Source organism: Pauljensenia sp. 20925_1_34, assembly GCF_041432775.1.
In the GTDB taxonomy this organism is placed as follows: Bacteria; Actinomycetota; Actinomycetes; order Actinomycetales; family Actinomycetaceae; genus Pauljensenia.
The window spans coordinates 1-21,858 of record NZ_JAPWAG010000002.1 but is presented as its reverse complement, the minus strand read 5'-3'; the positions used below and the strand labels follow the sequence as shown (position 1 = coordinate 21,858).

Below are 21,858 nucleotides of genomic sequence, written 5' to 3'. Positions count from 1 at the left end.
GCATTTTGGGCAAGGCGGGAGGCGTGATTGGCCCCATGGGTGGGAGTCTGGGCCCTTCGATGTGCACGTTAACCCCATGGGTGGGGGCCTGGGGCCTTCGATGCGCACGTTAACCCCATGGGTGGCAGTGTGGGCGGGGGTGCCCATGCTCCACGTGTAGGGTTTAGCTGCGCATTGAGGGGTTAACGCTGCCACCCATCGGGCCGCGCTGCCGGTGTGCTCAGTGCAGAAATCGAGGCGAGCGCCGCGGGGACATATTCGCTCGCTTATACCGTCTCACGTGCCAATTGTTCCGTGCCAATGCGATGAGAACTGGCCTGTCGGCGACACGTTGTGTCCTCTAGATTTAACTCGCACTGCGCGAACGGGTATACCAAGGGATCCTCGCCGTGATGGCGAGGATCCCCGTAGTAGACTGCGCCGGTCCAAGCCCAACGCGGTTAGTAGAATGGTAGCACTGGGTTGTAGAGAACCAAAGGTGCTCCGTTCAACGGCGGTGCCTTTTCAAGCGCAGTCGCGATGGATGGCAGTCTTGGCGACGCTGGTCCAGAAGGGGGTGAGATCGTTGACTGCCACTAAAATTGCTCCGATTCACCCGGGCGAAGTCCTCATGGTGGACTTCATCGAGGGCTTCGGAATTACGCAGCACAAGCTTGCCGTTGCTATCGGTGTTCCGCCCCGTCGTATCAATGAAATCGTCCACGGGAAGCGCGGGATTACGGCTGATACGGCGATGCGTCTCTCCCGCTACTTTGGTACGACCCCGGGGTTCTGGATGAAGCTGCAGATGCGCTATGAGCTCGATCGCGCCGAAGATGCACTGGGGGATACGCTGAGTGGGATCGTTCCCCTTGTGACGGTGGAGGTTGCCTAAATTTCCTCGACCTTACGAGGCGCTAGCCGGGTCGCGCGAGGGCGTGGCCCGGCTTTGCTGTTGGGCAGAGGACACGTGAGCGTGAGCGAGCATCAATAGTCGAATCAAATGATGATGCTCGTGATGCTATCCTGAATGTGGAGGTAGCCATGAGAACCACTGTGACACTCGATGACGACCTGCTCGCGCGGGCCGAGGAGCTGACCGGGATTAGAGAACGATCCGCTTTAATCAGGGATGCGGTAGAGCTCCTCGTTCGCATTGAGAGCGGTCGGCAGCTCGCTGCGCTCGGCGGCAGTGATTCGGCGGCGGAGGCTGCCCCGCGGAGTCGGCAGCGCGCATGAGAGTCCTCGTTGACACGAGCATCTGGATCGATCACCTGCGGAAAACTGAGCCGGTTCTGGTCGATCTGCTCGAGCGCGACCAAGTGTGCATACATCAGAGTGTCATCACTGAACTCGCGTTGGGGAACCTCAAGAATCGGTCGTTCTTTTTGAAAATGCTTGAGCGCCTCATGATTGTCCGCAACGTCGACGATCAGGGGGTCCGGCATCTCGTCGAGGAGCGGCGGCTGTGGGGCAGGGGGCTCAGTGCTGTCGACGTGGCGCTCCTGGCAAGTGCTGTCGTAACCCCCGGCGTGTCACTGTGGACGCGCGATAAGCGCCTGCGTCAGGCCGCGCGTGACGTGGGCGTGTTGGCGGAGCTTGACTGAGGAGTGCGCACTGACGAGGCCGGGGCGCGTGAGCGTGGCTCGGCTTTGCTGTCGGGTGAGTACGCGTATGAATCGTGTCGCCGATCACCTGGGTGGTAGGGTGTGGCCATGACGATGGATAGTCAGTACTCATGGCCGCGCTTTTTCATGGAACTAGCGGACAAACTGCTTGCCTTCAAGGATGATCGGCAGGCTCTTATTGCGACGTTGCAGCATGTCTACGCCGAATTCGGTATGGACCTGCCGACGCTTGACTCCGGCGGTATTCCGACGGATATTGATCCTTTTACGGTCTACGGCCTCTTCAATCGCGGCCTCGCTACGGCCAAACGTTGGACGGTTGCCCGGGGAATCGGTGGAGCCCTCGGCGTGCACGCCCCGCTGCACGATGATTTCGTCGGCGTCCCTACGCTACTCAATATCAATGCGACTCTCTACGACCAGGCGCGTCGGGGCGAGGGCGATATTGAGAGACTCTGGGACCTGTTCACGGTCGCTTTGGCCTACGCGGACCGGCCGACAGAGCAGACAGGGGCGGCATTTTGTCACGCGTACGATGCCGTTCTCAAACAACGTAACGCCAGCTGGAACGTCACGATGGGCCTTTTCTGGGTGCGTCCGTATGCCTACGTTAACCTGAGCTCGCGGGATCGTTGGTTCCTCAGCCTTCCCGATCGTATGCCCCCGGACGTGAACGCCGAGGTTTCCCAGCTCGCATCGCCTCCCGGGGCCTTCGCCTATCTGGCGCTGCGCGACCGTGTTCTCGATGCCATGTCCTCCGGCACCTACGACTACACGACTTTCCCGGAGTTGTCAGCATGCGCGTGGCGAGTTTCTGAACAGGTCAACCGTGAGACGAAGGAAGCTGGCAAGGAGAAGGAAGAGGTCGTTCAGGCCGCCGCCCTCGGCGACGCTGACGTGCAGACCGTGCGCTACTGGCTCTACGCCCCCGGCCGGGGAGCCTGTATGTGGGAAGAGTTCTATCAACGCGGCGTGATGGGGCTGGGGTGGCACCAACTCGGTGATCTGAGCGAGTACGCCACCAAGGAGGACATGCGCCAACGGCTACTCGACACTCGCGACGACAATACATCGCAGACGAATTCGGCCCGGGCGGTCTGGCAGTTCGCGAACGAGATCAAGCCGGGAGACGTCATTTTCGTCAAACGAGGCCTCAAGGAGATTCTCGGCCGCGGCGTCGTTACGGGCGACTACGTCTATGACCCGGAAGGGGGCGAGTACCCGCACCTGCGCAACGTGTCGTGGAAGCGTCGGGGAAGCTGGCGAAGTGATCAGCAGTTCCCCATGAAGACCCTCACTGAGATCACTGACTACCCCGATCTGCTGGCGCGCATTGATGCCTTCTTCGATGACGGCGAGGATGAAGAATCAGTTGCCAATGAGGAAACGCTGCCGGTCTTCCCGGAGTATTCCTCCGAACAATTCCTCGACGAGGTCTTCATGGACGAGGAACGCTATGACGCAACCGTGGGCGTCTTGCGCGCCAAGAAGAACATTATCCTGCAGGGCGCACCCGGCGTGGGTAAGACCTTCGCCGCCAAACGCCTCGCCTACTCGATGATGGGCGTCAAGGACGCCTCGCGGGTCATGCTGGTCCAATTCCACCAGAGCTACTCCTACGAGGACTTCATTGAGGGGTATCGCCCCTCTGGTGCGGGATTCGAGCTGGTGAAGGGGGCCTTTTACTCGTTCTGTAAGAAGGCTGCCGAGGACGAGGAGAACGCCTACTTCTTCGTCATTGACGAGATCAACCGTGGAAACCTCTCCAAGATCTTTGGCGAGCTGTTCATGCTCATCGAGAGTGATAAACGCGGACCGAAGAATAAGCTCCAGCTCCTCTATTCGCGTGAGCTCTTCTACGTTCCCCGCAACGTCCACATTATCGGCATGATGAACACGGCAGACCGTAGCCTCGCGATGCTCGACTACGCGCTGCGACGCCGCTTCGCTTTCGTGGAACTGAGTCCCGCCTTCGACTCCGAGGGCTTCCGTGCCTACCGCGTCGGCCTCGTTAATCCGAGGTTCGAGGCATTGGTCCGTGAGGTGGAATCCCTCAACCGCGTGATCGCCGAGGATGAGTCGCTCGGCGAAGGTTTCTGCATTGGACACAGCTACTTTTGCAACATGGACGCCGATACCTGCACCGACGCGGCCCTGGCCTCGATCGTGGACTACGAGCTCATCCCGATGCTCAAAGAATACTGGTTCGACGAGCCTGGCAAGGTCCGCGAATGGAGCGACAGGCTGCGCAGGTCGCTGCGGTGATCCGCGTCCGCAACGTCTTCCACATGCTCGCCTACGCCTTCTCGGCGCTACGCGAGCAGGGCTACCGTGCCGTGGCCACGGAGGACTTCGAGAACGCGGCCGAGCTGTGCGCCGCCATCCTCGAGCGGGGCGTGTCCCTGCAACTCAAACGAGGCCTTGGGCAGGAGTACGTGAACCGGACCGAGGCCCGTTCCTCCCTGCGCGGCACAATCAAGGTCACCGAGTCCGTGAAATCGCAGGCGATTTGGCGCCGCCAGCTGGTGTGCTCCTACGACGAGCTCAGCGTCGACACGACGATGAACCGCATCATCAAGGCGACTGCCGCGCTGCTTGTGCGCTCGGACATCTCACGGGCGCGCAAGAAGAGCCTGAAGAAGCTCATGGTGTACTTCGCGGACGTGCGCGAGATCGACCTGCACACCGTCGACTGGAACATGCGATACGACCGCAACAATCGCACGTACCGCATGCTGATGGCGGTGTGCTGGCTCGTCGTCAAGGGGCTGCTCCAGACTCAGAGCGACGGCACCACGCGCATGATGGATTTCTTCGACGAGCAGCGCATGAGCCGCCTCTACGAGAAGTTCATCCTCGAGTACTACCGCCGGGAACATCCACGTTTGAATGCCAGCGCCTCGTTCATCGACTGGGCGCTCGATGACGGCGTCGCGGACGGTCTGCCCGCCATGCGAAGCGACATCACGCTGAGCGCTCGCGGCCGCGTGCTCATCATCGATGCGAAGTACTACACGTCCACGATGCAGAGCAACTTCGACAAGAGGACCGTGCATTCGGCGAACCTGTACCAGATCTTCGCGTACGTGAAGAACAAGCAGATCGCCTTCGAGCGCGCGGGGGAGAGCGTCGAGGTTTCAGGCATGCTCCTCTACGCTGCGACCGACGAGGACATCCAACCCGACGCCACCTACCGCATGAGCGGCAACCGAATCAGCGCGACGACGCTCGACGTGGACCGTCCCTTCGAGGAGATCCGCGCTCAGTTGGATACTATCGCCGATACGATTACTGCTCCGTCAGCTCCGGCTTCGTGAAGGCGCGGACCTGGGCGGCGTCCGGATCGATGTCGGGGGCCTTCATGGGCTTCTTCGAGGCCGACTCCAGAGCGGTGACGGAACGCGCGCGGGACAGGAGGCGGTTTTCCATCGAGGAGACCGCCTTGTTGTAGTAGTCGACGCTCTTGGCCAGGCTCTTGCCCAGGTTTTCGATGTGGCCGGCGACGACTCCGAGGCGTTCGTACAGGTCACGGCCCAGCGCAATGATGTCGTCGGCCTGCTCGTTGATGTTCGTGCGTGCCCACGCGGTCGCGCACGTGCGGGCCACCGCTAGCAGCGTGACGGGGGAACACAGGGCCACGCCGCGAGCCATCGCGTCGTCCAAAAGCGCCGCATCCGCGCGCAGCGCGGCGCTCAGCGCCGCCTCCGACGGGACGAAGAGGATCACCAGCTCGGGCGAGGAACCGAGAGCCCGCGCGTATTCTCGCGAGGCCAACGCATCCACGTGAGAGCGCAGTGCCTTCGCGTGCGCCACCAGCTCGGAACGTCGCCGAGCCTCCGCCATCTCGCCGCCCTCCTCGATATCGCACGCGCGCAGGTACGCGTCCATCGGAGCCTTCGCATCGAGAGCAAGGAAGCCCTGCCCGGGCAGGTGAATTGTCACGTCGGGTCGTCCACGGTCAGACGAAGCACGTTCTGCGCCCAGGCCTCGTCCCTGAGTGAGCGCACCAATCGAGCGTTGTTCCGCGAAGTCGACGTGCGGCAGCATCCCCGAGGCCTCCAGGATTCGGGCGAGCTCAACCTCGCCCCACGTGCCGCGCGCGCTGCGCGACCGCAGCGCCCCCTCCAGGGAGGCGGTGGTGCGGGCCAGCTCGGCCTCGCGCTGGGCGGTCTCGCGCAGCTGCTCCGCGAGGGCGCCGTGCTGGCGAGCGCGCGTGGCCTCCATCTGGTCGACGCGCGCCGTCATCTGCTCCAGCTGCACGCGAACCGGGGCGAGCGCCTGCAACACGGACGCATCGACGGCCGAGCGGGCCTCGGCCGACTCGACTCGACGCGACAGCTCCTCGGCGCGGGCCTGCCACCGGGCGGCCTCCGCACGCAACGCGCCCACGTCCTCGCCCGGCTGCGAGGCGCGGCGCGCCACCGCCCCCACGTACCCGAGCGCAGCGCCCACGACAAGTCCAACAAGGAGAAAAACAAGAGAGATACCCATAGCGCCACGATACGAGGGGGCGTGCACATCTGCGTCCAGCGGGCGGTCCGCAGGTATCCAGCAACCAACCAGGGCAACGGTCAGTCGCCTATCCTGGGTGTAAGACTCACGGGGGAGGGGTATGGAAGCCGTCAATCCGCGCGCGATGCACGTACTGATTCGCGACAGGGACTCGCAGAGCTGGCAGGACTGCACCTGGAAGGTCGCCAAGGCGTGCCGCGACGGGAATCGCGTCGTCGTCACCTACACCAACGGCAAACAGTATCCGTACGGTGAGGATCGTGTGCGCATCTACGACCAGGTCGAGCGCCGAGAGATCGACGCCCTCGACGAGGTTCGTGTGAACGGGCAGCGCTGGAAAAACGCCGAGATCATCTGGACGCTTCGCCGCGCGGGCCACCCGCGTAATCCGCGCTACACGCTGGCGTATCGAAAAGCTGACGGCAAGCTCGCGCTTCGGCGCTACGGGAGCGACGAGGTTAGAGTGACGTATGCGACCGCGCAGGACCGGCACAACGCTTCCACTCTCGACTATGTCCGCACGGAAGTCCGCGCGCAGGCTCGACGGGCCGGGGCAACATTGGACACGAGCGGGCGCTATCCCAAGTGGGTCGGTGCGGACCACATGCTGCCCGACGCTATTCTTGCGAACGTGTGGGAGTGGCTCACGAGCGCCCCGAAAGGCTCCGCCCTGGAAGCCTTCCTTGCGGGCGTCTCCTCCGCGAAGACGGGCGCGAGCGACCGGCTCATCATGCCCTTCCATTCCAACATTGATCAACGCAACGCGATCCGGGCCGCGCTCACCCACCAGATCTCGATTATCGACGGCCCGCCCGGTACTGGTAAGACGCAGACGATCCTCAACCTGATCGCTTCTCTTATCGCTCAGGGCAAGTCGGTGGGCGTCGTCGCAGGCGCCAACTCCGCAGTCGATAACGTGGTCGACAAGCTGACGGAGGAAGGCTACGGCTTCCTGGTTGCAACGGTCGGGAGCGTCGCACGCGTCAAGGAATTCCATCAGCGTGAGGGAATCCTTGAACAGAAGCGCGAGGCCTGGGCTCGCCATGCGTCCGACGGTTCGTCGGGTGCGCCAACCGACATCGACGACGCTGAGCTGCGGGCTGCGGAGGAACGCCTGGTGGGCCTGTGGGAGGATGCGCGCGATGTTCCGGAGTTTCGCGCGCGCCTGACTGCGACGCGCCGAGAGCGCCGCCTCTTCGAGGAAAAGGTGCGGGAGAGTCGGCGACTGGTTCCCGATATTTCGACCATGCCCGTCCTTCGGCGGGGCTCAGAAACTATCGCTCACTTGCTTGCCCTTGCGCGCTGTGCGCCGAGGCCTGGGCGCGGTCCGCGGGGCATCGTCGAGCGGGTGCGCCGTTATTTCACTTATGGCTCCCTGAACGGTATTGACCTGGCGGACACGGACGTGCAGTCGGCGCTCCAATTCGCCTTCTACGAGGCTCGTGAACGCGAACTGACCCAACGCATCGAGGAAGCGGAGGCCCGGTTAGCCCGCCGAGGCCTCGTCGAGGAGAGTGCCGCGTACCGTCAGCGATCCCGCGAGGCACTGGACGCCGCTCTCCTGGAGCGATTCGAGCGCGAGCACCCGAGTCGCCTCAGCCCCTGTGAGCGGCTCAACCGACAGACGGACATCCTGCTGCGCACCTACCCTGTTGTGGCGTCCACTTGTTTCTCGATTCGCAACAACCTGGCCCAGGACGTGATGCTGGACTGGGTCATCATCGACGAAGCCTCGCAGGTTCTGCTCCCGCAGGGCATGGCTGCGCTGAGCAAGGCGCGTAACGCCGTCATTGTCGGGGACGCCAAGCAGCTCGGGCCGATCTTCCAGGGGTGGGACGAGAGCAAGCAGGCACCTGCCGAGGAACGATTCGACGTGCGCAAGGTGTCGCTGCTCGACTCCGTGAAAATGATGGCCGAGGCCGCGCAGGTGCCCAGCACCTTGCTGAAAGAGCACTACCGCTGCCACCCCGCGATCATCGAGTTCTGCAATCGCATGTATTACGACGGCCAGCTCATTCCGATGCGCGTTCCCGCGGAAGACGCCCCCGATCCGCTTGAAATCGTGTATGCGGCGCCCGGCAATCACGCGCGGCGACCAGCGCGCGGCGGTGGGTTCTTCTCGCAGCGGGAGATTGAGATCATCGCGCAGCTCGAGGATATGCAGGTCATCCGAGAGGGAATAGGCGCGAAGGAGAAGGACGCATCTGGCGACTTTGTCCTGGGCATCGTCACTCCGTTCCGAGCGCAGGCAACGAACCTGGGTCAGCGAATTCGTGCTGAGCAAGGCGACAGGCAGTACTCGCGTTGGCTGGCGGAAACCGCGCACAAATTCCAGGGGCGAGGCGCGGGAACGGTCATCTTGTCGACGGTTCTCAATGCCGGTGAACGGTCAGCTGCGCGCGAGTTCTACGATGCCGATTCCATGACGAATGTAATTGTTTCGCGCGCGAAGGACCGTTTTATCGTCGTGACAGCGCACGGTGGTGTGCGCTTCAGTCGAAATATCTCGGCGTTGCTTGAATACATTGAGATGTACGATCCTAGTTCTGTCATCCAATCGGACATTGTGTCAATCTTTGATGTCCTGTACAGCGCTTACAGCGAGTCGTTGGAGCGTTATTCGCGCGCCAAATGGGCCGATCATCGGCGCTCTCCCGCCGAGAACGTCGCGGACCAGTGCCTGCGCGAGATTCTTGCGGAACCGGCCTATTCGCGCTTTGGTTATCAGATCGAGGTGTTCCTTAAAGATGCGTTGCCGAATACGCGTCGACTCAGCGAGGAACAGCGTGCCTTCACGTTCACGGATAGTGCGCTTGATTTTGGCGTGTATTCGCGGGTGACCGGTCGCCTTGTCCTCGCCATCGAGGTCGACGGCTGGCAGTACCACGGTGCCAGTGATACTCAGCGCAAGCGCGACGCCCTCAAGGATTCGATCATGGCCGCCTATGGAGTCCCAGTCTTGCGCCTGCCGACAAACGGATCGGGGGAGGAGCGCCTCATCCGGGAGGCGCTGGACAAGCTCCTCTGAGCGGGGGCTTGCGTCCGTTTGGTGGTCGGCCTTGGCAGTGGGGCCGTTGGTCGCCAGTGCGTGTGTGTTTGTTGTTTGACGAGGTCGGGGCGGGGTTGGTCTGCCTGGTGCACGTTTGTGCGGGTTGGGTGGGAGAACGTGCCGTGGTGCTTACTGCATATTCTTGGTGTTTCGTGTCGGTTCTGCGCGTAATCTGATGGGAATAGGAAGTGCTTCCAGCGTCGGAAGCGCCCAGGAGGAGACCTCACAGGAGAGGTGTATGCATCATGATGGTCCCACCCCTATCCGAACGTCCCGTGACCGAGGAGGACGAGGAACAGTTCCGCCGCGAGTCCGCCCCGCGTAAGTACACGCTGCGGGAGAGATGGGCCGATTATCGGGCTGATGTGAAGCGCAACCGGCCCAAGGGAGCCAAGGCGCGGCTTCGGGCGTGGATGGACGCCGACGCCGTCGATTGGGGGATCCGCGTGGCGATCGTGTTCTTGTTCATTGGCGGATCCTACTCCCTGTACATCAACGGTGTTGCGTACGGCTGGTGGCACGCCTGGGGTGAGAAACCCACCGTTGCAGCGACGACTACCCCCGCTGCTCGGCCTTCGCCGTCCGCATCGAGCGAACCTGCCATGTCGGGCGGCTACGAAATCGGACCCGACGGCGTTCTCGTACGCCCAGCCGAACACGCCGCCTCCACCTACACCAAACCAGAACTACCCGACGAAGCCAAAGAAAACACCGAAAGAGGAGCAGAACTTGCCGCCGAGCATTACCTAGCGCTCCTCACGTATGCGTGGAATACGGGTGATACGCAACCGTTTGCAGACATGTCAAATCCTGACTCAAATTTTGCTAATTCCTATATTGGTCGCATTAATAGCCTTTACTCGAATGGTTGGGAGTACGGCAACTCGTCGTCCGTCACACATATTCTGAGAGTGAAACCTATGGAACCAGATGGGAGTGGTGTTCCGGAGGGGACAATACTAGTGAAATTCCGGATTGCCTCGGTTGACGGTACATCTTGTTACGGTACACGAATCACCTCGCGCACGGGTGAATATGAATCCACGTTGTCCTTCCTCATGACATGGGTCGACGGACGCTGGCAAGAAACACAAGGGAAGATGATTAGCGATGATGAATGACTTTTTAAAAAAGATGCTTAAGGCTCTTGCCTTATCCTTCGGAATGATTCTCCTCACCGTTCCCGTGGTTACGTTCGCGGAGGCCGTCTGGGATCCTGATCTGCCGCAGTATTCCGCAACTGGAGAAGGCGATGGTGCTGTGCTTGAGGGAATAGAAGGTGGGAGAGAGAGCGTCCCTCCTCATCCAGATACGACGCTAACGGATGATAGGGCCTACCACACCAGCACGAGCGAAGCGAGCTCTGACGCGCAGACGTTCACCTCAGGGCGAATATGTGACGGCGAGACACACGTGATGGAGATGCCGGATGGAAGCAGCGTGCCGTACGCGTGCAAGTCCATGTTTCATGAGAGCAGCAGTAACGAGGCTCCACAGCAAGTGCCTACGACCCGGGAGATACTGTATCGAGCTGCCACCGTCATCCATGCCGATGGAGCGGGGTTGTATAAGCGCCCGCTGAACGTCTCGTACACGAATAGGTTTATCCCCTCTATCGTCGCGGTTTTGCACCCTACCCAAGTTCACACGGTGTCGTTATTAGGTCGCGAGGTTACCGTGACATTTACGGCCACTCAGTACGAGTGGAGTTGGGGTGATGGGACCCCGAACCTGGTCACCACGTCCACGGGTGCGGTGTGGCAAGAGGGCATGGATCTCAACACCGACCCGAGGTTGATCCGCCACTACTACACGCCCCCGCAGGGGTGGCGGTCCATGCTCGATGGCCCATACCCTCACGAAGACCGCGAGATCACGCTGACCACGACGTGGAGTGGAACAGCCACCAATCCCTTCACCGGGGAGACCCAGACCATCAACGGCCTGGTCACCACCACGGAGACCACCGGCAAGTTCCCCCTGTCCCACCTGGTCATTAACAACACCGACACCTGGGAAGAAAAACAAGGCCACTAACCCTAGCCGCCCGAGCGAACGTAACCGCTGCACACGCGACACTGGAAACAGGCAAGGCAAAGGAGCACACGCCATGATGGTCCCACCCCTATCTGAACGTCCTGTGACCGAGGAGGACGAGGAGCAGTTCCGCCGCGAGTCCGCCCCGCGCAGGTGCACGCTGTGGGAGCGGTGGAGTGATTATCGGGCTGATGTGAAGCACAACCGACCCAAGGGAGCCAAGGCGCGGCTTCGGGCGTGGATGGACGCCGACGCCGTGGACTGGGGGATCCGCGTCGCCGTCGTGTTCTTGTTCATTGGCGGATCCTACTCGCTCTACATCAACGGTGTTGCGTACGGCTGGTGGCACGCCTGGGGTGAAAAGCCCACCGTTGCTGCGACGACTACCCCCGCTGCTCAGCCTTCGCCGTCCGCATCGAGCGAACCTGCCATGTCGGGCGGTTACGAGATCGGCCCCGACGGAGTTCTCGTGCGCCCCGCCGAGCATGCGGCCTCCACCTACACCAAACCCGAACTACCCGAAGAAGCCAAAGAAAACACCGAAAGAGGAGCAGAACTCGCCGCCGAGCATGTATTCTCTCTTCTCATATATGCCTGGAATACAGGAGATACACAACCATTCGCAGATATCACAGAACCTGGCGATGGCTTCCGTCAGACGTATATCGATACCATTGAGAATTCCTACGCGAACGGTTGGACATACGGTATGACGTCAAACGTTACACGGATCATCAAAGTCGAGCCCGTGTCAGAGGAGCGGTGGGGAGCTCAACCCAGCACTATCGGCGTACAGTTCAAGGTCAAGACAATCAACGGGGTGACATGCGTCAACCAGAAGATAACTACTAAAGAGAACGAATACGAGTCCACCGTTGTATTATTCATGACCTGGAAAAATGGGGGCTGGACTGTCACAGACGGAGATATTCGCAATGACAAATAAGATTCGTTCGACACTGGTAGTTGCCACTATTCTAGCGACAGCACTGTTGCTAATAAACATGCTCTTCATAATTGAGGGTGTAGGTGTTGTCGGCGGGGTTGGGCCGCACTCATGCCCTTACCTCGCAGCGCCTCGGCCTTCTCCAGCTTCACGACAATCTGCTCAGGCATGTGCTTCGAGAACTTCCTCATGGTCATCCATTCTGCCCGGCCACAAGCAGCCGGGACTACTCAGAACAACCCTCTCACAACAAACGGTCCGAAAAACCCAGACCCCTCCACGAGCACTCCTCGAAACGGGAGGATTTAGACTCCAACTACACACCCAATTATGAAGAGCCAGTTATGTCTGTAGGACTTGAGCTTGTAGTAGTACGTGTTCTCTCGAAGGAACGTCCGTGCATCATCCTCCGACATGATGCTGAATGTGATACCGGATTCTCGGAGATGGTTTATCTGCTCATCTAATCCGTAATGGCGCATGCGTTCATCACCTTCGAAGTTGCGCAGTAATAAAAAGGAGGGAATGCGACCAATATGGTCGATCCCCTCCCGACCCGGCCCGGCGAACCAGGCTAAGCCTACGTTGTACATCGATGATATCACCCCGCCATCTGCGCATGTCAAGCTCAGGCGGCACGTGTCCGTGGAAACGGCCCCCACGTCGACGTGAAACGCGCGTGAAACATGGTCGTGGCCCTACGCCACCACCATGGCTCCCGTGCCCACGCACAGGAACGCCAAGCCCGCCAGGTAACGATGCGTGAAACGCTCGTGAAACACGGCCGCCGAGAAGGCGACGGTCACCAGGATCGACAGCTTGTCGATGGGTACGACAACGGAGGCGGGTCCGTCCTTGAGCGCGTGATAGTACGCCAGCCACGACGAGCAGGTCGCCGCCCCCGACGCGACAATGAAGGCCAGTTCACGCGCGGGGATATCCCGCACGTCCCCAAGCCTGCCTTGCACGGTCACGATCACCCACGCCATGGCCAGCACAACGACCGTGCGCACGGCTGTCCCCAGCGTCGGGTCCACACTCGAAATGCCGACCTTCCCCAGGATCGACGTCAGTGCCGCGAACAGAGCGGACGCGAGCGCGTACACCAGCCAGCTGCCGCCCCCGCGCAGCGCACGAGGCAGGCTCGACAGGTCGGAAGGCTCGACCATGAGGAGCGTTCCCGCCGTGATCGCCACGATCCCGGCCGCCCCCCACGCGCTCACCGGCTCGCCCAGCAGGACCAGCGCCAAGACGATCGCGAGGACCGTCGACAGCTTGTCGATCGGCGCCACGCGGGATACGTCCCCTCGAGACAGCGCCGCGAAGTAACACAGCCACGAGGCCCCGGTTGCCAAGCCCGATAGGACTAAGAACAGCAGCGAGCGTGCGTCGATAGCGCCCAGGGACGACGCCGATCCGACCAGGGCGGCCATGCCCCACGCTCCTGCCGCGACGACGACCGTTCGTAGGGCCGTCGCCACTGTGGAACTCGTCGTCGCGACCCCCGCCTTCGCGAGGATCGACGTGAGCCCGGCGAACAGGGCAGACAAACACGCGGCGATGATCCACACACACCAACTGTAGAGCCTCGTTCGCCGAGGCCGGGGCCGGGCGCGCGTCACGGCGGAAATCAGCCCCGGCCTCGTCAGGCGTGCACGGAGGAAGTGGCCCATTCACGCTAGAGTGATTGCACCAAGACATGAGCAGTCAGCGCGTGCTGAGACGTGGAGGACCATAATGCCCGACAAGATGAACGACGTCGCTGTGGACGCCGAGCTGCGCGGATACACGAACGAACAGGCCTCCGAGGCGGAGCAGCAAGCGATCGAATTCCTCACGAAGGCTGTTCGGATTCCGGGAGTGCGCATCGACCGTGACAGGTACCTGCGCGAGGCGCTCGACAAAGTCAAGGCAACTCACGACGTGATCGATCGCGCCCTCGCATCGAGCCCCGCGGCGGCGGGCGTCCCTCTGGGAGTCCTCGATTTCCTCGCGGACGAAGCTATCTCCTACGAGACAAACAAGTCCGCAGCCTTGTCCTTCGCGGCGGGCATCCCCGGCGGCTTCGCGATGCTCGGCACGATCCCGGCGGACCTGACTCAGTACTACGTGCACGCGCTGCGGATCATGCAAAAACTCGCCTACCTGTACGGCTGGCGCGACCTCCTCGCGGAGGTCGACGCGGGGGAGGACGAGACAATCGGCGTGCTCGCGGTATTTTTCGGCGTCATGCTGGGTGTTGGCGGCGCCGCGCAGTCGCTGACGGCTTTCGCGCGAATCGCCGCCAAGACTGCCTACCAGAAGCACGTGACCAAGCGGGCTCTCATGAGTATCACGTGGTACCCGGTCGTCAAGTACTCGCTGCGCGTCATTGGTATCAACATCACGAAGAACACTTTCTCCAAAGGTGTCTCAAAGGTGCTCCCCATCATCGGCGGATTTGTGTCGAGTGGCCTGACCTTCACGGCGTTGCAGACGCAGTCGTCTCGCCTCAAGGGTCACCTGCGCCAGATTCCCCCTGCCGGCTTCGATGCCGAGGCCTGGGCGCAGCACCTCACCGTCGCAGGCTCGGCACAGAGCAAACAGGTTGTGACGGAGGACGTTCAGGAAACCATGAAAGGCAAGGCGAAGGTCGTGATGCTCGGCGCTAAAAGCGCGGCCTCGGGTATCGCCGACGGAGCCAGTGCCGTCGCCGGCGGCGTCAAGGGACGCCTCAACCGACGCAAGTGATCGCTCATTGACGAGGCCGTGGTCGGGTCCCGGCCGCACCCGCGCGGTGCGCACCAAACCGGGCCCCGGCCTCGTGCCACCGTGTTTAACGCGCCACTGTTTCACCTCCCCGCCCGCCCACCCGAGGGCAAACCTGCCACCATATGCGGGTGAGTGACACGAAGACACCGGCCCTGCTCTCCTCGACGCAAGAGGCTGGGCCCCTGATCCTCCAGGCCTTCGCCTGGGATATGGCCGCGGATGCGAGCCACTGGCGCTACCTCGCCGAGCACGCGCAAGCGATCGCCGACCTGGGCGTCACCATCATCTGGTTGCCCCCCGCCTACAAGGGCCATGGCGGCGTCAAGGACGTCGGCTACGGCGTCTACGACCTGTACGACCTGGGCGAATTCGACCAGAAGGGGTCCGTGCCCACGAAGTACGGGACGAAAGACGAATACCTGGCCGCCATCGACGCCCTGCACGAGGCGGGGATCGCCGTGTGCGCCGACATCGTCCTCAACCACCGCATGGGCGCGGACGCCTCCGAGACCGTGCGAGCTACCCCGATCAACCCCCATAACCGTCATGAGGCCATTGGAGAGCCCGAGACGATCGAGGTGTGGACCCGCTTCACGTTCCCGGGACGCGCCGGCGCCTACTCGGACTTCACGTGGGACTGGACGTGCTTCCACGGCATTGACTGGGACGCGGCGACGGGGCGCGAGGGACTGTGGCTTTTCGAGGGCAAGCACTGGAACGAGTCCGTCAACACAGAGTTCGGCAACTTCGACTACCTCATGGGCTGCGACGTGCACGTCACTGACCCGCGGGTTAGCGAGGAACTGGACCGGTGGGGCCGCTGGTACGTGGAGACGACCGGCGTGGATGCGCTGCGCCTAGACGCCGTCAAGCACGTGGGTTCGGACTTCTACGCGCGCTGGCTCGAAGACCTGCGCACCTCCACCGGCCGTCTGCTCCCCGCCGTCGGCGAGTACTGGAGCGGAGACGTGCGCGAGCTTGAGCAGTACCTGCGCGAAGTCCCCAACGCGATGCTCTTCGACGTGCCCCTGCACTTCCACCTCCACCAGGCCTCGGTCTCTGACGGCAACGTCGACTTGTCGCGCCTGTGGGAGGGCACGCTGACGGCATCGATCCCGGAGCTGTCCGTCACCTTCGTCGAAAACCACGACACCCAGCCTGGACAGTCGCTGGCCTCCACGGTCGCCTCCTGGTTCAAGGCTGCCGCCTACGCGCTCATCCTCCTCAACGAGGCCGGGGTGCCCTGCGTCTTCTGGGGCGACCTCCTGGGGACCCCCGAGACTGGCGACCTGCCCGCCGTGCGTGAGCTCCCCATCCTCATGGGCGTGCGCTTCCGTGCCGCGATCGGCCCGCAGCACAACGCCTTCGACGACCCGGACGTCGTCGGTTTCGCCCGCGAAGGCAGGGCGGACGTGCCCGGCACGGGGTGTGCCGTCATCCTGTCCGACCGCCACGCCGCCGAGAAGACCCTCTACGTGGGGCGCCATCACGCGGGCGAAGACTGGGAGTGCATGATCGGAGGCCACCCCGACGTGCGCGTCGCCGACGACGGCACGCTCACGGGCGTCGTCAGTGACGGTGGTCTGAGCGTCTACGTGCCGCGCGTGAACGCCTGACGCGGCTCCCGCCTCGTCCCAATCGACGAGGCCGGGGTCAGTGTGCCCTCGCGGCTCACCGAAGCGGCGGCGCGTGACGGAGGCAGCTACTCGTGCGCGGTACCCAACGCGAGTGCAATCGTTTGCGTCGGCACGATGAGCTGCAGCGGGGCGATGGGAGAGACCAGTGCGTCAACGTGATGCGTGTAGAAGTCGCGTGCGTGCTCGTCCTTGCAGTGGATGAGCAGCGCGGCGATTCCGAACTGGTCCGATGCCGCGAAAGTCCGGCGAAGCGCGTCGAGCAGGAGCGTCGCGCCCACACCCTGCCCCTGCACTCGGCGGTCAACCGCGAGCCTGGCCAGGAGCATGCATGGGATTGACCGGGGTCGGTGGGCAGCAAAGTCATCCGGCGACCACTCGCGCCGAATCGTTGCTGCCGCTAGCGCGTAGTAGCCGGCGATACGCCCGCTCTGCTGGCACACGTAGGTCACCGCGTTGTTGGCCCGCTGGTTTTGCCACGCATAGCGGTGAAACCAGGTGTCCAGTTCGTCGTTTCCGCACGTGAAATCACTGCGCTTGTCATGGCGCGCCAACCGGCGGGGAGCGTCGAGCACCGGGATTTCTAGTCCGTCCATGTCAGCGTCGATCCGACGGGGGAGGGGCGGGCGGCGAGCGCTTGGATTTTTGTCGTCGGAAGCGGCGCGTCCAGGGCCTCCAACAGACGCTCGAAATCCTCGTCTGTTGCGACGAACTCCGTGCGGTCCGCCAGCGCCTGATCCGCGCGTTCCAGCGCGGACGCGAGGACAAAATCGCTCAGCGACGTCTGCGTAGTGCTCGCGACGTAGCGCAGCTTCTCCTCCTGCGCAGGTGTCAAACGCAGGTTGATACGAGATGACTTTGTGGCAGTTGCGTGCGCAGACATGCTGTACTCCTTTCCACTCGTACATACATTGTATGCCGGATCGGGGCGAGTGGCGACAGCTAAGCGCATAACGAACCCGGGCCTCGTCGACGGGGACGAGGCCCGGGTCAGTGTGCACTCGCGGCTCACCGAAGCGGCGGCGCGGACGGGTGGGGGTGCTTACTCCTGCGTGCCGCCCAGGGCGGGGATGCGCTCGATCTGATCCTTGAAGAAGGACTCGGCGCTGGTGATGAAACGGTCGATGTTCATGGACACCTGCGAGTCCGTCAGGCCCAGGCGAGCGGTCACGAACTGCTCAGCGCACAGGCGTTGGCGGCCGTCGTCCAGGGAGGCAACGTAGACCTTGGGCCACGTCGCGGACGTATTCCAGTCGTTGCACGCCTGGAGCAGACGCTGGCGCAGCTCCATCGACACCTCCTCGCGAACGGCGCCCCACATGCTCAGGTCCGCGCCGTCGTTGACGACCGAGAACATGTAGAAGCCGTGCGTGAAGCCGGTGTGCAGGCGGTTGTCGTTGACCTCGTAGTTGTATTCGTTCGCTTCGAAGAAATCGACGATGCGCGCCAGCTCCACCGGGCGCACGATCCGGCGGCGATCCAGCGCACGGTTGCACTGCTCGATGATCTCAGGCGCGTACTCGTTGGTCGGGTCCATCGCGAGGCACTGCTCCAGGTAGGTCAGCGCACTCTCTTCCTTGTCCTGCCAGTACAGGGCGGTACCGATGCGGTAGTACCACACGGGGTCAGCCATGCCTTCGGCTTCGATACCGCGCAGCAGCTCGACCGCGTGCGCGATGAGTTCTTGGAACGAATCCATGTAGGGCTGCGCGTAGTTAATGTAGGCGCGCGCCAGCAACCCCGTCAGCTCATAGTCCAGTGAGGTCGGCGCTTCGCGTTCGATGAGCGCGATGATCTTCTGGTGTTCGTTCTCTTCGTGCAGGGCGTTGACCTGTGCGATGAGCTGTGAGCGCGAGTTCACGGTCGTTCCTCCAACGTGAGGTCATGAGTGATTACCGAAACACAAGCATAACAGGGGAAGGGAAATGTCCGAGGGGCACGGGAGGACACCGCTGTGTAGGGTTGCAGTATGACGGACAACACTGAGAACGAGGAGCCTTGCATCGACGAGGCGCGTGCGCGCATGAGCCCTGGGGACGCGGCTGAATGGGAGGAGATTCAGGGCTGGAAAGAAGAGCAAATAAGCCCGAAGAATCCGCGTGTTATTTCTCGGCGCATCCGCTCGTTCGTCCTGACGCCCGTCCGTAAACTTGTTGCGTTCGCACGCAAGGTCCCCGGCTGCGGCGCCATCATGTCGTGGGTGTCGGGCAAGACGCTGGCCCTGATCGACAAGGCCACGTCCGCGTCGGAGACGTCGGTGGGTCGACGCCAAATCCTGAAGGCCTATCGCAAGGCAGGCTATAACGTCGAGACCATCGAAGATATCCGCACTCTGAGCCTCGAAGAGGTTCGAGCGGTCAAGCCTCACCTGCGAGGTTTGTACGCGTGTGCTGCAGGTGCGGAGGGCGCTGTTAGCGGCGTGATCGCGTCGGGCGGCGCGGTGGCCGCCATCCTTGGTTTGGGCATCGCATCCGCGCCGGGCATCGCGCTCACAACCTCGGCGATCGCCCTCGACATCACGATGTTCCTGGGAGGCGCGACGCGACTGGTCTCCCATATGGCCGCCTACTACGGCTATGACACGACGGACCCCGCCGAGAACCTCTTTGCCACGATGGTGCTGTCGCAGGCGATCGATCCCACGAGCACCGGGGAAGAAGCGACCGTGGAAAAAGAGACGACGATGCGCACCCTCAACAAGGTCATGAGTGGCATCACGAAGCGCGGACCGATGAACGGCGTCAGCAACAACGTGATCACGGCGACTATCAATTCGTTGTTCGCCTCGCTCGGGGTTCGACTGGCAGGTATGAAGCTCGCGCAGATCGTGCCGCTCGTGGGCGTCGTCGTGGGCGTCTATTTGAACGCGTCCCTCATGCGAACAATTGGAGACACGGCCGAACACCTTTATCGGGAGCGCTTCCTGGCGGAACGCTACGGTTACATCGACGAGGCCGGGGAAGACTCGTCGGGCGCCGTGAGCAACGCGGTGGCTGACGAGATCAGCGCCGACATTGCCTACTACGTGGAGCTGGCACAGAAGGAGTCTCCCCAGCTCTAACACGCCAATCCTGGGCACGGTTGCTGGTGGCGAGAATGCGAGCGTGTGCCCCACGGTCGCGCTCAGGCCCTCGCGGGTGTGTCGTGTTATAGGACATCACGTGTGGGTCGGTGGTCAGTTCCAGGAGCGGCGGACGGATGTGCTCAGTTCAGGGGTGGCCTCATTGGCTCCAGGGGTGGCGCCATCGGCCGGACAGGTGGCTGCTTGGGCCCCTTCATGCGCAGGTTAACCCCACAGGTGGTAGCCCAGGCAGGCCGCCCACACTGCCACCTATCGGGCCCAGCTGCGCAAGAACGAGTATGCGTGGCGGCAGCTGACTGGGCCTGCCGCTCGCGGATAGGTTTCGCCTTCGCGGATAGGTTAGGCGCTTGCGGATAGGTTACGAAGCTATCCGCATCTTCATAAGCTATCCGCATGCTCGCTTCCTATCCACATTCGAGGGCAACAAGCTCAACCGCGGCCATTTACGGAGGCAATCGACGCAGGGGTGGCGCCATCGCCCACAGGGATGGCGGCATCATCCACGGGGGTGGCAGGATCGGCCGGACAGGTGGATACCTGGGCCCCTTCATGCGCAGGTTAACCCCACAGGTGGTAGTCCAGGCAGGCCGCCCACACTGCCACCTATCGGGCCCAGCTGCGCAGGAACGGGTTACCACTACCAGTAAAAGGGCCCACCGACCCACGCGCGCACAGTCCGGGGCCCGCGCGCAGAATCACGGGGTTAATGTACAGACGCTGCCCACACGAAGACGCGAGCAGATGCCACCACCTTCTATACCGACTTTCCCTCACCAGAAAGCCAAAAAGTCACGCCACCAGCAACACGCAGTATCCTATAATCCCTATAACCCGTCTTTCCCGCGCGACAAAGCCGAAAAGTCACGCTCCCAGCAACACGCAGTGTCCTATAACCCGGTGTGTCGGCGTGCGGGTGTCTCACGCAGTGACGGGCGTTCGCTGGTGCGAACGCCCGTCAGGCTGTCGGTTTAGTTCCTGGAGTTCCAGTTCTGCCAGTCGTCGTCCTGCGCGTCGACGGCGATGATCGGCATGTTGGTGCTGGAGCCTGCCTCGTGTTGCGGCGGCGTCGTTGACGCGATGTCCTCCACGTCCTGCTGCTTGCGCCGCCTGGACCAGGGCCACCGCTTGCGCTTCTTGCGCGCGTCCGGCTCCTGGCGGACCTCCTCGCTCCACGAGAACTGCGACGTCCAGCTCTCCTGGAAACCTCCCTGCCCCTCCAGAGCCGGGGGAATCTGAGGAGTCGCCGGCGCGGCATCCTGCACAGGAGCGTCCTGCGGGGGTGCAGGCAGAGGAACGGGCGGCAGGTTCTCCGCGGGCGGGGGAAGCTGCCCGGCGGGCGGGAAGGATGTCGCAGGCGGGGGAAGCTGCTGCGCGGGCGTGAACCCTTGGCCGGGTGCGGGCATCTGCTCGGGGGTGGCCATGTGCTCGGGGGTGCCGCCCTGGAGGTGCGGCTCCGGCTGGCGCGCGGCCAGGGCGTCCCAGTCGAAGGAGTCCATCTGGTCGGCGTGGGGCATCTGCACGGTCGTGAGTCCGGCGTCGCCCGCGTCTTCCTCAGACGAAGCCTGAGCGGGTGCACCCGAAACTTCCGGCTCAGGCATGACGACCGGCTCGGGGGCGGGGATCACGACGGGGGAGGGCACCGCAGCGAAGTCGCGAACGGGGTCGGACTCCGCAACGTGCTCAGGCATAGGCACCGGCGCGGGGGCAGGGAGAAGCTCCGGCTCAGGCTCGGGCTTGGTGGCAGTGACCGGCTCGGGTTCGGGCTCGGTGGCAGTGACAGGCTCCGGTTCGGGCTTGGTGGCAGTGACCGGCTCGGGTTCGGGCTTGGTGGCAGCGACCGGCTCGGGTTCGGGCTCGGTGGCAGCGATCGGCTCGGGCTCGGGCTCGGTGGCAGCGACCGGCTCGGGCTCGGGTTCGGGCTCGGCGGCGGGAGCCGCGACCGAGGCCTGTTCGGGGTTGAATCGAAGCAGCTTGATGGTCGGAACGTCGACATACTCCGGCTGCTCGGGAGCATCCGGGGCAGAGGCGGACTCAGTCACGGGTGCCGCCTGCTGTTCGGGGTTGAATCGAAGCAGCTTGACGGTCGGAACGTCGACGTACTCGGGTTGCTCGGGTTCAGCCAGAACCGGCTCGGCCACCGGTACGGCCACCGGCTCGGCGACCGGCTCGGGCTGCGCAGGCTTGAAGCGGGGGAGTTTGACGGTGAGCATGCCCGGGTCTTGGGGTGCGCCGGTAGTGGT

At 62.8% G+C, this 21,858-nt stretch carries 17 protein-coding genes and 1 pseudogene; 12 read left to right on the top strand and 6 right to left on the bottom strand.

Features of this window, described 5'->3' with window-relative positions:
- Positions 1 to 532: 532 nt before the first annotated feature.
- The 5 genes from O3669_RS01080 (at position 533) to mcrC (ending at position 4,924) form a co-directional block, all read left to right on the top strand.
- Complete coding sequence (locus O3669_RS01080) at positions 533 to 874, top strand: HigA family addiction module antitoxin (RefSeq protein ID WP_371523310.1); 342 nt, start codon at positions 533 to 535, stop codon at positions 872 to 874.
- A 149-nt stretch (positions 875 to 1,023) separates the two neighbouring features.
- On the top strand, positions 1,024 to 1,218 hold the full coding sequence (locus O3669_RS01075) for a type II toxin-antitoxin system VapB family antitoxin (protein ID WP_295917569.1): 195 nt from the start codon (positions 1,024 to 1,026) through the stop codon (positions 1,216 to 1,218).
- Positions 1,215 to 1,586: a type II toxin-antitoxin system VapC family toxin gene (locus O3669_RS01070; protein ID WP_295917565.1), complete on the top strand. Its 372-nt coding sequence runs from the start codon at positions 1,215 to 1,217 to the stop codon at positions 1,584 to 1,586. The genes O3669_RS01075 and O3669_RS01070 overlap by 4 nt, the downstream gene beginning before the upstream one ends.
- Before the next feature lie 108 nt (positions 1,587 to 1,694).
- Complete coding sequence (locus O3669_RS01065) at positions 1,695 to 3,872, top strand: AAA family ATPase (protein WP_371523308.1); 2,178 nt, start codon at positions 1,695 to 1,697, stop codon at positions 3,870 to 3,872.
- Complete coding sequence (gene mcrC, locus O3669_RS01060) at positions 3,839 to 4,924, top strand: 5-methylcytosine-specific restriction endonuclease system specificity protein McrC (RefSeq protein WP_371523306.1); 1,086 nt, start codon at positions 3,839 to 3,841, stop codon at positions 4,922 to 4,924. The genes O3669_RS01065 and mcrC overlap by 34 nt, the downstream gene beginning before the upstream one ends.
- Here the strand turns inward: mcrC and O3669_RS01055 are convergent.
- Positions 4,896 to 6,098 (bottom strand): DNA recombination protein RmuC, encoded by a 1,203-nt coding sequence (locus O3669_RS01055; protein WP_371523305.1) that lies wholly within the window; start codon positions 6,096 to 6,098, stop codon positions 4,896 to 4,898. The genes mcrC and O3669_RS01055 overlap by 29 nt on opposite strands.
- A 121-nt stretch (positions 6,099 to 6,219) precedes the next feature.
- On the opposite strand from O3669_RS01055, the gene O3669_RS01050 reads away from it, so the two are divergent.
- The 4 genes from O3669_RS01050 (at position 6,220) to O3669_RS01035 (ending at position 12,151) form a co-directional block, all read left to right on the top strand.
- Positions 6,220 to 9,147 (top strand): AAA domain-containing protein, encoded by a 2,928-nt coding sequence (locus tag O3669_RS01050; RefSeq protein WP_371523304.1) that lies wholly within the window; start codon positions 6,220 to 6,222, stop codon positions 9,145 to 9,147.
- A 296-nt stretch (positions 9,148 to 9,443) separates the two neighbouring features.
- Complete coding sequence (locus O3669_RS01045; protein ID WP_371523303.1) at positions 9,444 to 10,289, top strand: DUF6318 family protein; 846 nt, start codon at positions 9,444 to 9,446, stop codon at positions 10,287 to 10,289.
- 556 nt (positions 10,290 to 10,845) lie between these two features.
- Positions 10,846 to 11,205, top strand: coding sequence for a hypothetical protein (locus O3669_RS01040; RefSeq protein WP_371523302.1), 360 nt, complete (start codon positions 10,846 to 10,848; stop codon positions 11,203 to 11,205).
- Between the two features lie 73 nt (positions 11,206 to 11,278).
- On the top strand, positions 11,279 to 12,151 hold the full coding sequence (locus O3669_RS01035; RefSeq protein WP_371523300.1) for a DUF6318 family protein: 873 nt from the start codon (positions 11,279 to 11,281) through the stop codon (positions 12,149 to 12,151).
- A gap of 698 nt (positions 12,152 to 12,849) precedes the next feature.
- Here the strand turns inward: O3669_RS01035 and O3669_RS01030 are convergent.
- Complete coding sequence (locus O3669_RS01030) at positions 12,850 to 13,722, bottom strand: EamA family transporter (RefSeq protein WP_371523299.1); 873 nt, start codon at positions 13,720 to 13,722, stop codon at positions 12,850 to 12,852.
- Positions 13,723 to 13,888: 166 nt separating this feature from the next.
- Here O3669_RS01030 and O3669_RS01025 point away from each other — a divergent pair, with 166 nt between their 5' ends.
- Together O3669_RS01025 and O3669_RS01020 are read left to right on the top strand one after the other, a co-directional pair.
- The gene (locus O3669_RS01025) at positions 13,889 to 14,881 is read left to right on the top strand and encodes a hypothetical protein (protein ID WP_371523298.1); all 993 of its coding nucleotides are present in this window, start codon (positions 13,889 to 13,891) and stop codon (positions 14,879 to 14,881) included.
- A gap of 143 nt (positions 14,882 to 15,024) precedes the next feature.
- A complete protein-coding gene (locus tag O3669_RS01020; RefSeq protein WP_371523297.1) occupies positions 15,025 to 16,518 on the top strand; it encodes an alpha-amylase in 1,494 nt (497 codons plus the stop codon).
- A gap of 86 nt (positions 16,519 to 16,604) precedes the next feature.
- Here O3669_RS01020 and O3669_RS01015 read toward each other — a convergent pair whose 3' ends face one another.
- The 3 genes from O3669_RS01015 to O3669_RS01005 all read right to left on the bottom strand — a co-directional run bounded on the left by O3669_RS01015 (position 16,605) and on the right by O3669_RS01005 (position 18,397).
- Entirely contained in the window at positions 16,605 to 17,132 is a 528-nt protein-coding gene (locus O3669_RS01015; protein WP_295921377.1) for a GNAT family N-acetyltransferase, read from the bottom strand.
- Positions 17,120 to 17,419: a DUF1778 domain-containing protein gene (locus O3669_RS01010; protein ID WP_291451744.1), complete on the bottom strand. Its 300-nt coding sequence runs from the start codon at positions 17,417 to 17,419 to the stop codon at positions 17,120 to 17,122. Before O3669_RS01010 ends, O3669_RS01015 begins: the two co-directional genes overlap by 13 nt.
- A 159-nt stretch (positions 17,420 to 17,578) precedes the next feature.
- Complete coding sequence (locus tag O3669_RS01005; RefSeq protein WP_314770125.1) at positions 17,579 to 18,397, bottom strand: YbjN domain-containing protein; 819 nt, start codon at positions 18,395 to 18,397, stop codon at positions 17,579 to 17,581.
- Between the two features lie 108 nt (positions 18,398 to 18,505).
- On the opposite strand from O3669_RS01005, the gene O3669_RS01000 reads away from it, so the two are divergent.
- Entirely contained in the window at positions 18,506 to 19,597 is a 1,092-nt protein-coding gene (locus O3669_RS01000; RefSeq protein ID WP_371523294.1) for an EcsC family protein, read from the top strand.
- A gap of 989 nt (positions 19,598 to 20,586) precedes the next feature.
- Here the strand turns inward: O3669_RS01000 and O3669_RS00995 are convergent.
- A pseudogene (locus O3669_RS00995) lies at positions 20,587 to 21,858 on the bottom strand (hypothetical protein); the annotation flags it as partial.